We start from the raw sequence: 10,767 nt of genomic DNA on the forward strand, positions 1-10,767 counted from the left end.
CTTATTCCGCGGCGGCCCGCGCGCTGGCGCGGTCGATCAGGCTCTTGCCGGTCATCTCCGCCGGCTGCGGCAGCTTCATCAGGTCCAGCAGCGTCGGGGCGATGTCGGCCAGACGCCCGCTGCGGATGGCCGACACCCCGGTGGGGCCGTTCACCAGCACCAGCGGCACCTTGTCCAGCGTGTGGGCGGTGTGCGGGCCGTTGGTCTGCGGGTCCTTCATCAGCTCGCAGTTGCCGTGGTCGGCGGTGACCAGCATCACGCCGCCCTGGGCGCGCACGGCGGCCTCCAGCCGGCCCAGGCTGGCGTCCACCGCCTCCACCGCCTTGATGGCGGCGGACAGGATGCCGCTGTGGCCGACCATGTCGGGGTTGGCGTAGTTGATGACCACCAGATCGTACTTCCCGCTGTCCACGGCGGCGACGACCTTGTCGGTCACCTCGGCGGCGGACATTTCCGGCTGGAGATCGTAGGTCGCGACCTTCGGCGACGGCACCAGGATGCGGTCCTCGCCGGGGTATACGCGCTCCTCGCCACCGTTGAAGAAGAAGGTGACGTGCGGGTACTTTTCCGTCTCGGCGATGCGCAACTGGGTCAATCCGGCCTCGCTGACCACTTCGCCCAGCACCTTGGTCAGGGATTTCGGCGGAAAGATGGTCGTCATCAGCTTGGCGAGCGTGGACGAGTACTCGACCATGCCGACGGCGGCGGCCAGCTTCGGCACCGAGGCGCGCTCGAACCCGTCGAAGGCCGGGTCGACGAAGGCGGCCAGGATCTCGCGGGCGCGGTCGGCGCGGAAGTTCGCCATCAGGATGGCGTCGCCGTCCTTCATGCCGGTGTAGCCGTCGATGACGGTCGGCAGGATGAACTCGTCGTGGGTGCCGGCGGCGTAGCTCTGCTCGATGGCCTGGATCGGGTCGGCGGCCGTCTCGCCCTGGGCGCTCACCAGCGTGGCGTAGGCCTTGGCGACGCGGTCCCAGCGCTTGTCGCGGTCCATGGCGTAGTAGCGCCCGCTGACCGTGGCGACATTGACGCCGGGCAGGGCGTGGACGTCGGCCATGAACTCGGCCATCTGGTCCTTGGCGCTCTGCGGCGGCACGTCGCGGCCGTCAGTGAAGGCGTGGATCTCGACCGGGACGCCCTCATGGGCCAGCACGCCGGCCAGCGCCGCGATGTGGTCCTGGTGCGAATGAACGCCGCCCGGCGACAGCAGACCCAGGATGTGGCAGCGCCCGCCCGAGGCCAGCAGCGTCTTGGCGAGATCGGTCAGCGCGGCGTTTCGCTCCAGTTCGCCCTCGACGATGGCGTGGTCGATCATCACCAGATCCTGGCGGACGACGCGGCCGGCGCCCAGGTTCATGTGCCCGACCTCGGAGTTGCCCATCTGGCCCTTGGGCAGCCCGACCTCCTCCTCGCTGGCCTCCAGGAAGGCGCGCGGCTCCGACGACCACAGCCGGTCCCAGTTGGGCGTGTTGCCCTGCGCGATGGCGTTGTCCTCGCGCTCCTCGCGGTAGCCCCAGCCATCCAGGATGCACAGCACTACGGGTCGGGGACGATTGGTCTCGGTCATCACGCTCCTCATACGCCTGTCACGGTCGGGTTGCGGGTCTCGGTCGAACTGTCTGACGCCGTTGTTCTTAGAGGTTCTTGTGGCTGATGCCATTTTACGCGCGCATCGCCTTGGGCCGGATCAGAAAATGGCACGCCCTCGCAGCCGCGCAATGGGAGTCATGCACGGTGATAGGGGTGTCCGGCCAGAATTTGCTGGGCACGGTAGATTTGCTCCGCCAACATGCCTCGCACCAGCATATGCGGCCATGTCATGGCGCCCAAGGCCAAAAGGAAATCGGCGCGCGCCCGCACGGCGTCGCCGTGGCCGTCGGCCCCGCCGATGAGGAAGGCGATGTCGCCCGCCCCCTGGTCCCGCCAGCCGCCGATCTTGGCGGCGAAGGCCTCGCTGGTGATGGTCTTGCCGCGCTCGTCCAGGGCCACGACGATGGCCCCGGCGGGGATGGCGGCCAAAAGCAGCTCCGCCTCCTGCCGCTTCAGCTCGTCGGAGGCGAGGCGCTTCTTCACCTCGACCTCGCGCAGCGTCAGCGGCCAGGACAGGCGGCCGGCATACTCGTCATACAGGTCGCGCGCCGGACCGGTCCGTGACCGCCCAACCGCGGCAAGCCACAGACGCATCGGTCCGACTCCCGTTCGTCACCGGTCCTGAACGTTGTCCGTCAGGCGCTCATGCGCTCGGCGGAGGGCCGCGGCGTGTCCAGACCCCACATCTTTTCGATGTTGTAGAAGGTCCGGACTTCCGGGCGGAACAGGTGGATGATGACATCCCCGGCGTCGACCAGAACCCAGTCGCACTGGTTCAGGCCTTCGATCTCGACGCCGCGCAGACCGGCCTGCTTCATGCGGTCGGCCAGCTTCATGGCCATGGCGGCGATGTGCCGGGTGTTTCGGCCCGACGCCACGATCATGTAGTCGGCGAAGCTGGTCTTGCCGGCAAGGTCGATGACGACGACGTCTTCGGCCTGATCGTCGTCCAGGGACGTCTCGACGAGCGCCTTCAGTTCGTCCGGCTGGGGAACGGGCGCGGGCCGCACAACGGGCGCGGCCGGTTCGATGAACGTGTTGATGGTACCTACCTCGCGATACAGGGTCACGACCCGCTGGCGCGTGCCCGGCGGATCGCCGTCGCCGAAGCCGGATGCAGCGGGTTGCGGAGAAAAATCCAGGCCGGTGTTTTCGAACCGGCCAACCCCTTGGCCTTGTGCATGCTCACCCGGCGACGGGCATAGCGCTGAGCGGCTATGCCACCAAGCGCCCCTATAGAATAAGTTGGTCGGGCGAGAACTGCAACCGGCACCAGCCGGAAGATGCGCGTCCAATGCCGCCAGCGGGGGATTTGCTGAAGATTGTCCGCCCCCATCAGCCAGACGAAGTGTGTTTTGGGGAAGCGGAGCGTCAGCTTGGCCAGCGTGTCGGCGGTGTAGCGGGTGCCAAGCTCCCGCTCGATGGCGGTGACCCGGATAGCCGGATGGCGGGCGGTGCGCCGGGCCTCCTCCATCCGCTCGGCGAGCGGCGCCATGCCCCTCACCGGCTTCAGCGGGTTCTGCGGGCTGACCAGCCACCACACCTGATCGAGCCCCAGCGCCTTCAGCGCGTACAGGCTGATGTGCCGGTGCCCGGCGTGGGCCGGGTTGAAGGACCCGCCGAGCAGCCCGACGCGCAGGCCGGCGTGGAGCGGGCCGGCGTAGCGGTGGGGGGGTGGTTTCACGGAGCCCCCACCCTAACCCTCCCCCGCTGCGCAGGGGAGGGGATTGACTCCTCCCCCTGCGAAGCGGGGGGAGGTTGGGAGGGGGGCTCGTGGATGGACGTGTTACGGCCGCGTCTGGCCATCGCCGCGCACGACATACTTGTAGCTGGTCAGCTGCTCCGCCCCCACCGGGCCGCGGGCGTGGAACTTGTCGGTGGAGATGCCGATCTCGGCGCCCATGCCGAACTCGCCGCCGTCGGCGAACTGGGTGCTGGCGTTCCACAGCACGATGCCGCTGTCGATGCGCTGCAGGAAGCGCTCCGCCGCCGCCGGGTCCTCGGTCACGATGGCGTCGGTGTGGTGGGAGCCGTGGCGGTTGATGTGCTCGATCGCCCCGTCCACCCCGTCCACCACGCCGCAGGCGATGATCGCGTCGAGATACTCGGTGTCCCAGTCCTCCGCCGTCACCGCCGTCACGCGCGGGTCGGCGGCCTGGGCGGCGGCGTCGCCACGGACGGCGCAGCCGGCGTCCAGCAGGTCCTTCACCAGAACCGGCAGGACCGCGTCGGCGATCCGGCGGTCGACCAGCAGCGTCTCGGCGGCGCCGCAGATCGAGGTGCGGCGCATCTTGGCGTTCATCACCACCTTGCGCGCCTTCTCCAACTCGGCCCCGGCATCGACATAGACGGCGTTGTTGCCGTCCAGATGCTTGATGACCGGGATGCGGCTCTCCTCGGCGATGCGCTGGATCAGCGACTTGCCGCCGCGCGGGACGATCACGTCGATATAGTCGCGCATGGTCAGCATGTGGCCGACCGCCGCCCGGTCCGTGGTCGGGACGAGCTGGATCGCCGCTTCCGGCAGCCCGGCGGCGCGCAGCCCGTCGGCCAGACAGGCGGCGATGGCACGGGACGAGCGGATGCTCTCCGACCCGCCGCGCAGGATCGCCGCGTTGCCCGACTTCAGGCAGAGGCCGCCGGCGTCGGCGGTGACGTTGGGACGGCTCTCGTAGATGATGCCGATCACCCCCAGCGGCACGCGCACGCGCTGGATGGCCAGCCCGTTCGGGCGGGTCCATTCGGCGATGACGCCACCGATGGGATCGGGGAAGGCGGCGATGTCCTCCAGCCCCTTGGCCATCGCCTCGATGCGGGCATCGTTGAGGGCCAAGCGCTCGATCATGGGACCGGCGAGGCCGCGCTCACGGGCGGCGGCGACATCCGCGTCGTTGGCCGCCTGGATCTCCGCCTTGCGGGCGCGGATTGCGGCGGCCGCCGCCCGCAAGGCCTGATCCTTCGACGGGCTTGGCACGGTCGCCAGCTCCGCCGCGGCGGCGCGGGCGGCGCGGCCGAGGGCGAGCATCTGATCGTGCAAGGCGTCGGTGGTCTCAAGCAGGGCGGACATCGGTCTCACTCCAGTGGCGTTCGCCAATTGAAAAGGGCCGGAACCATAGCCGATCCTGCGTTTCCGCGAAAGCCATGCCGCTTAAGCCGAAAAGCTGAGTGGAATACTCAACATTCAGCCTGGGCCGCGGATTGTTGCGTGGTTAGCGTGCCGTCATGCAACATTGGCGAAGGAGCCTTTCATGAACCGGCTGGTCCGCCGCGGCGCTGCCGTGGCCGTTGGGGTGGTGTGCCTGGGGGGATCGGCCTGGGCGGAAACACCATTGGAGCGGGGGCGTGCCCTGGTCAACGGCATCGTCGCCTGCGGCAACTGCCACACGCCGCAGGGGCCGAATGGTCCGGTCGCGGGGCGGGAACTGGCCGGCGGGACGCCCTTCGTCGAGGAGCCCTTCACCGCCTACGCCTCCAACATCACGCCGGACCCGGAAACGGGGGTCGGCCGCTGGACCGACGAGCAGCTGATCGCCGCCATCCGCGAAGGCAAGCGTCCCGACGGCAGCCTGATCGGTCCGCCGATGCCCATCGGCTTCTACCGCGGCCTGTCGGACGGCGACCTGCGCGCCATCGTCGCCTATCTGCGCAGCGTGCCGCCGGTGCGGCATTCTGTCCCGAAGTCCGAGTACCGCATGGCGCTGCCCGCCGCCTACGGACCGCCGGTCGGATCGGTGGCCGAGGTGCCGCGTACGGACCCGGTGACGTACGGCGCGTACATGGCCGGCCCGCTCGGCCATTGCATGGAATGCCACACGCCGATGCTGCCGGACGGGCGGCTCGACATGACCCGTGCGGGGGCCGGTGGGCGGAATTTCACCGGGCCGTGGGGCAACGCGGTGTCCCGCAACATCACGCAGGACAAGGAACATGGGCTGGGCGGCTGGACCGACGCGGAGATCCGTAAGGCGATCACCGAGGGTGTACGTCCCGACGGCAGCCGGCTGAGCCCGCCCATGGGCTATCATTATTACAAGTCCATGAGCGATGGCGAGTTGGGCGCCCTGGTCGCCTACCTCCGTACGCTTCCCCCGACCCGCTAGACCCCACCGGCCGTGCGTGAAATACCGCACCGCCGAAAACGCAGTACCGTAAGCTTTGCCAAGAGGGCATAGTCCGCGGGCTTTTCCACCCGCCGGACCGTGCCTCCCATGCTGACCCTGCTGCTGATCGTCTCCGCCTTCTTCGCGGGCGTGCTCAACGCCGTGGCCGGTGGCGGCAGCTTCCTGACCTTCCCGGCGCTGATCATGGCCGGCGTGCCGCCGCTGAACGCCAACGCGACCAGCACGGTGGCGGTATCGCCGGGCGCGCTGGCCAGCGCCTACGGTTACCGGCGGGAGTTGGGGCGGATTAAGGAAGTCAGCCTGCCGGCCTTCCTGGGCGTCAGCCTGATCGGCGGGCTGCTGGGGGCGCTGCTCCTGCTATGGACGCCGCAGCGGGTGTTCGAGGAGATCATCCCCTGGCTGCTGTTGTTCGCGACGGTGCTGTTCGCCTTCGGCCCGAAGGTGTCGGCCTACATCCGCCGCAACTTCAAGGTCGGGCACAGCACGGTGCTGATCGTGCAGTTCTTCATCGCGATCTATGGCGGCTATTTCGGCGGAGGGATCGGCATCCTGATCCTGGCGACGCTGGGGGTCTTCGGCCTGACCGACCTGCACGCGATGAACGGGCTGAAGGCGCTGGTCTCGGGCTGCCTGAACGCGGTCGCGGTGGTGGCCTTCGTCTTCGGCGGTGCGGTCTATTGGAACGAAGCGCTGATCATGATGGTGGCTGCCGTGGCCGGCGGCTATGCCGGGGCCGCCGTCGCCCGCCACATCCCGCCGCCGATCCTGCGCAAGTTCGTGATCGTCGTGGGCGTGGCGATGACGGTCTATTTCTTCGTCGCCAAGGGGTGAAAAGGGCGGGCGGCGGTCAATCCGCCGCCATGCGCTCCGCGAGGCCGCACAGGCTATCCCAATCCAGCGCCGCCGGGTCCGCCACCACATGGTCGGCGGCGTCGAACAGCAGGTCGGCGTGCTGGGGCCAAGCGATGGTCAACATGCCGGCGGCCTTGGCGGCGCGGGCACCGGTCGGGCTGTCCTCGATCACCGCGCAGGCGGCGGGCGGCACGCCGAGGCGGTCGGCGGCGGTCAGGTAGGGCTCGGGGTCCGGCTTGCCCTTGCTCACGTCGTCGCGGCTGAGGCCGAACAGGAAATGCGGGCTGCTCATGTGGCGCAAATTGGCCTCGACCACCCGGCGCCCGCTGTTCGACACGCAGGCCTGCAACAGCCCCCGCTCCGCGAAGGCGCCGACCAGCGCCAGGGCGCCGGCCCGCGCCTCGACCTCGGCGATGCGCTCCAGATAGAGGTCGGTGATGGCGTCCGCCCATTCCCGGAAGGTCAGGGCCATGGGGCGGGCGGCGTGCAGCCGGGCGTACAGCTCGGGGAAGGCGACGCCCAGCGTGGCCGCGTAGTCCGTGTCGGACATAACATGGCCGTGCAGCCGGCAGACCGCGATGGTGGCGCGCTGGTGCCAGGGCTCGCTGTCCAGCAGCGTGCCGTCGATGTCCCACAGGATGGCCTGGAGGGGCGGGCGGGCCAGGATCGGAACGCTCACCGCACCACCAGATCGTCGCGGTGGATCATCTCGTCGCGGCCCCGGTAGCCGAGGATCTCCTCGATCTCGTGGCTCTTGCGGCCGGCGATGCGGCGGGCGTCCTCGGCGGCGTAGGCGGTCAGGCCGCGCGCCACCTCGCGCCCGTCCGGCGCCTTGACCACTACCACGTCGCCGCGCTCGAAGTCACCCTCCACGCCGCGCACCCCGGCGGGCAGCAGGCTGGCCCCACGGGCGAGCGCCGACAGCGCGCCGGCGTCCACGGTCAGAGTGCCGTGGGCGTTCAGGTTGCCGCCGATCCACGCCTTGCGGGCGGAGGAGGGGGAGGCGGCGGGCAGGAACCAGGTGCACAGGGCGCCGCCCTGCTCGGGCCGCTGCTCCAGCGCGGCCAGCGGGTTCATGCGCTTGCCCTTGGCGATGACCATGCGGCAGCCGGCGGCCAGCGCGACGCGCGCCGCAACGATCTTGGTCACCATGCCGCCGGAGCTGTAGCCGGGCGGCGGCTCGCCCGCCATGTTCTCGATGTCGGAGGTCAGTTCCTGGACGACCGGGATGTGCCGGGCGTCGGGGTCCTTGCGCGGGTCGGCGGTGTAGAGGCCGTCGATGTCCGACAGCAGGACCAGCGTGTCGGCGCTGATCATCTGGGCGACGCGGGCGGCCAGACGGTCGTTGTCGCCGAAGCGGATCTCCGCCGTGGCGACGGTGTCGTTCTCGTTGATGACCGGGACGGCGCCCAGCCTCAGCAGCGTGTCGATGGTGGCGCGGCCGTTGAGGTGGCGGCGGCGCTCCTCCGTGTCCTCCAGAGTCACCAGCACCTGGGCGACGGTCAGGCCGTGGCGGGCCAAAGTCTCCTGATAGGCGGCGGCGAGCCGGATCTGGCCGGTGGCGGCGGCGGCCTGCTTCTCCTCCAGCCGCAGGGCGCGCCCGACGAGGCCGAGATGCTCGCGCCCGCAGGCGACGGCGCCGGAGGTGACGATCACCACCTCCTGCCCGCGCTTGCGGCAGGCGGCCACATCGTCGGCCAGCGCGTCCAGCCACTCGCGGCGCATCCGGCCGGTGGCGCTGTCGACGAGCAGGGCGGAGCCGATCTTGACGACCAGCCGCCGCGCGTCGAGCAGGGTGGGGAGCGGGGAGGGGGTATCAGCCTTTGGCGTTGTCGTCGTGCTCGCCGTCGTCGCCGCTGTGTTCGGTGTCGTCACCGTCATCGTCGCCTTCATCGTCCCAGTCGTCCCCGTCCTCGTCGGAGTCGCTGTCCGGCTCGTCGGGGAGATCGTCGTACTCGCCCGTCTCCTCGTTCCAGCCCGCATACTCGTCATCCATCTTCTGGCCGACCGGGGGCCGGGGGATGGAGCGCGTGACCGGAGCCTGGATGACGTCGGGCTCCTCTTCCTTGGACTGTTTGATGAGCGTGAGCAAGCGGTAAAGCACCGCCTGGACGCCCTGGCCGGTGGCGCCGGACAGAACCATCACCTCGGCACCCGACGCCGCCTCCAGCGCGGCCTTCTTCTCCGCGACCTCCTCGTCGAGCAGGGCGTCGGCCTTGTTCAGGCCGATGATCTCCAGCTTGTCGGCGAGGTTGCCGCCATAGGCGACCAGCTCGTTGCGGATGGTGGTGTAGGACTGGACCACGTCCTCCGCCGTGCCGTCGATCAGGTGCAGCAGCACGCGGGTTCGCTCCACATGGCCGAGGAAGCGGTCGCCCAGCCCATGCCCCTCGTGCGCGCCCTCGATCAGGCCGGGGATGTCGGCGATGACGAACTCCTCGTCACCCGCGCGGACGACGCCCAGGTTGGGGGCCAGCGTGGTGAAGGGGTAGTCGGCGATCTTCGGCTTCGCCGCGGTGGTCGCGGCCAGGAAGGTGGACTTGCCGGCGTTGGGCAGGCCGAGCAGGCCGGTGTCGGCGATCAGCTTCAGCCGCAGCCAGACCCAGCGCTCCTCGCCCGGCCAACCGGGGTGGGACTTGCGCGGGGCGCGGTTGGTCGGGGTCTTGTAATGGGCGTTGCCGAAGCCGCCGTCGCCGCCCTTCAGGAAGACGACGCGCTGGCCGGGCTCCGTCAGGTCGAGCAGCACGGTTTCCTGATCCTCGTCCAGGATCTGGGTGCCGACCGGCACGCGCAGGACCACGTCCTCGCCCCTGGCGCCGTTGCGGTTGGCGCCCATGCCGTGGTTGCCGCGCTGCGCCTTGAAATGCTGCTTGTAGCGGTAATCGATCAGCGTGTTGAGGCCGTTCACGACCTCGATCACGACGTCGCCGCCGCGGCCGCCGTTGCCGCCGTCCGGTCCGCCATACTCGATGAACTTCTCGCGGCGGAAGGCGATGGCGCCGGGGCCGCCGTCGCCGCTCTTCAGATACACCTTGGCTTGATCGAGGAACTTCATCGGGGACCGTGCCGGCCAATCTACCGTTTGCGCACCGTCCTCCAACCGTGGGAAGGGGGCGGTGACCACCATATCAACAAAAGAAAATCGGGGGCCGGTTGCCCGAACCCCCGATCATCCGAATACACCGTACGGGCCGGACGAGATTACTCGGCCGCGACCGCCGGGACCTCCGCCGCCAGGATGGCGACGTAGGTGCGCCCCTGGGCGCTGCGCTTGAAGGCCACGGTGCCGTTCGCCTTGGCGAACAGGGTGTGGTCCTTGCCGATGCCGACGTTCTCACCGGGGTGGAACTTCGTGCCGCGCTGGCGGACGATGATGTTGCCAGCGACGACGTTCTCGCCACCGAAACGCTTCACGCCGAGGCGGCGGCCAGCGGAATCGCGGCCGTTGCGCGAGGAGCCGCCTGCTTTTTTATGGGCCATGGGGAGTTACTCCTGTGACTGGTCGGCGGCCGTTCAGGCGGCGCCGTTGATCCCGGTGATGCGCAGGACGGTCAGGTCCTGGCGGTGGCCGTTCTTGCGGCGGTAGTTCTGGCGGCGCTTCTTCTTGAAGACGATGATCTTCGGACCGCGATCCTGGGCGACGATCTCGGCGGTCACAGCGGCGCCGGCAACCGTCGGGGTGCCAAGGGTGGTGCTGCTGCCATCGCTGACCATCAGCACGTCGTTGAGCGTGATGGAAGCGCCGGCCTCGGCCTCGAGCTTCTCAACGCGGATCACGTCGCCATTGGCGACCTTGTACTGCTTGCCGCCGGTGCGGATCACTGCAAACATCGTCGTCACTGCCTATCTCAAAACAAACGGAAGGGCCGCTCGCCCACCGTTTGAGGTGCAAGCCCGTTCGTGAGAGCGGGGATTTAACTGATGGGCCACCGGGAGTCAACAGGCATGGTGGCATTTTCCCGTTCATTTTCCTGCAAACAAGGGCTTGCATCCCCAAAAGCTTTTGGGTAGGTTCCGCGCCACCCCGGAAACGGGGCAGCGGATGGGTGGCAGAGCGGTTGAATGCACCGCACTCGAAATGCGGCATACCCGCGAGGGTATCGGGAGTTCGAATCTCCCCCCATCCGCCACTCTCATTCGAGCGAACGCTCAAACGAAGAAGCCTTCCCGACCGGGAAGGCTTTTTTCGTTTCCGGCCTGGGAT

12 protein-coding genes and 1 tRNA gene are annotated in these 10,767 nt (G+C 68.9%); 3 read left to right on the forward strand and 10 right to left on the reverse strand.

Going from position 1 to position 10,767, the window contains the following annotated elements:
- Position 1: 1 nt before the first annotated feature.
- The 5 genes from gpmI to AC1DVI_RS12570 form a co-directional block, all read right to left on the reverse strand.
- Positions 2-1,567 (reverse strand): 2,3-bisphosphoglycerate-independent phosphoglycerate mutase, encoded by a 1,566-nt coding sequence (gpmI, locus tag AC1DVI_RS12550; protein ID WP_476958242.1) that lies wholly within the window; start codon positions 1,565-1,567, stop codon positions 2-4.
- Between the two features lie 158 nt (positions 1,568-1,725).
- Positions 1,726-2,184, reverse strand: coding sequence for a 23S rRNA (pseudouridine(1915)-N(3))-methyltransferase RlmH (rlmH, locus tag AC1DVI_RS12555; protein WP_014239449.1), 459 nt, complete (start codon positions 2,182-2,184; stop codon positions 1,726-1,728).
- Between the two features lie 41 nt (positions 2,185-2,225).
- Positions 2,226-2,660, reverse strand: coding sequence for a ribosome silencing factor (rsfS, locus tag AC1DVI_RS12560; RefSeq protein WP_476958243.1), 435 nt, complete (start codon positions 2,658-2,660; stop codon positions 2,226-2,228).
- A complete protein-coding gene (locus AC1DVI_RS12565) occupies positions 2,657-3,274 on the reverse strand; it encodes a nicotinate-nucleotide adenylyltransferase (RefSeq protein ID WP_476958244.1) in 618 nt (205 codons plus the stop codon). The genes rsfS and AC1DVI_RS12565 overlap by 4 nt, the downstream gene beginning before the upstream one ends.
- Positions 3,275-3,376: 102 nt before the next feature.
- Positions 3,377-4,657 carry a glutamate-5-semialdehyde dehydrogenase gene (locus AC1DVI_RS12570; RefSeq protein WP_476958245.1) on the reverse strand — a complete coding sequence of 427 codons (1,281 nt, stop codon included), beginning with the start codon at positions 4,655-4,657 and terminating at the stop codon, positions 3,377-3,379.
- Positions 4,658-4,838: 181 nt separating this feature from the next.
- Here AC1DVI_RS12570 and AC1DVI_RS12575 point away from each other — a divergent pair, with 181 nt between their 5' ends.
- Positions 4,839-5,690 carry a c-type cytochrome gene (locus tag AC1DVI_RS12575; protein WP_476958246.1) on the forward strand — a complete coding sequence of 284 codons (852 nt, stop codon included), beginning with the start codon at positions 4,839-4,841 and terminating at the stop codon, positions 5,688-5,690.
- A gap of 108 nt (positions 5,691-5,798) precedes the next feature.
- Positions 5,799-6,542, forward strand: coding sequence for a sulfite exporter TauE/SafE family protein (locus tag AC1DVI_RS12580; protein ID WP_476958247.1), 744 nt, complete (start codon positions 5,799-5,801; stop codon positions 6,540-6,542).
- Positions 6,543-6,558: 16 nt separating this feature from the next.
- On the opposite strand, the gene AC1DVI_RS12585 is transcribed toward AC1DVI_RS12580, so the two are convergent.
- From AC1DVI_RS12585 to rplU, 5 genes are all read right to left on the reverse strand, one after another.
- A complete protein-coding gene (locus tag AC1DVI_RS12585; protein ID WP_476958248.1) occupies positions 6,559-7,242 on the reverse strand; it encodes an HAD family hydrolase in 684 nt (227 codons plus the stop codon).
- Complete coding sequence (proB, locus tag AC1DVI_RS12590; protein WP_476958249.1) at positions 7,239-8,456, reverse strand: glutamate 5-kinase; 1,218 nt, start codon at positions 8,454-8,456, stop codon at positions 7,239-7,241. Before proB ends, AC1DVI_RS12585 begins: the two co-directional genes overlap by 4 nt.
- Positions 8,380-9,618, reverse strand: coding sequence for a GTPase ObgE (obgE, locus tag AC1DVI_RS12595; RefSeq protein WP_476958250.1), 1,239 nt, complete (start codon positions 9,616-9,618; stop codon positions 8,380-8,382). Before obgE ends, proB begins: the two co-directional genes overlap by 77 nt.
- 146 nt (positions 9,619-9,764) lie before the next feature.
- Positions 9,765-10,043 (reverse strand): 50S ribosomal protein L27, encoded by a 279-nt coding sequence (gene rpmA / locus AC1DVI_RS12600; RefSeq protein ID WP_145625067.1) that lies wholly within the window; start codon positions 10,041-10,043, stop codon positions 9,765-9,767.
- 33 nt (positions 10,044-10,076) lie between these two features.
- Positions 10,077-10,394 (reverse strand): 50S ribosomal protein L21, encoded by a 318-nt coding sequence (gene rplU, locus AC1DVI_RS12605; RefSeq protein ID WP_145625065.1) that lies wholly within the window; start codon positions 10,392-10,394, stop codon positions 10,077-10,079.
- Positions 10,395-10,603: 209 nt separating this feature from the next.
- Between rplU and AC1DVI_RS12610 the strand changes: the two genes are divergently transcribed.
- Positions 10,604-10,693: transfer RNA gene (locus AC1DVI_RS12610), tRNA-Ser, on the forward strand.
- Positions 10,694-10,767: the final 74 nt, after the last annotated feature.

It is taken from the genome of Azospirillum sp. P4_B5, from assembly GCF_056402275.1.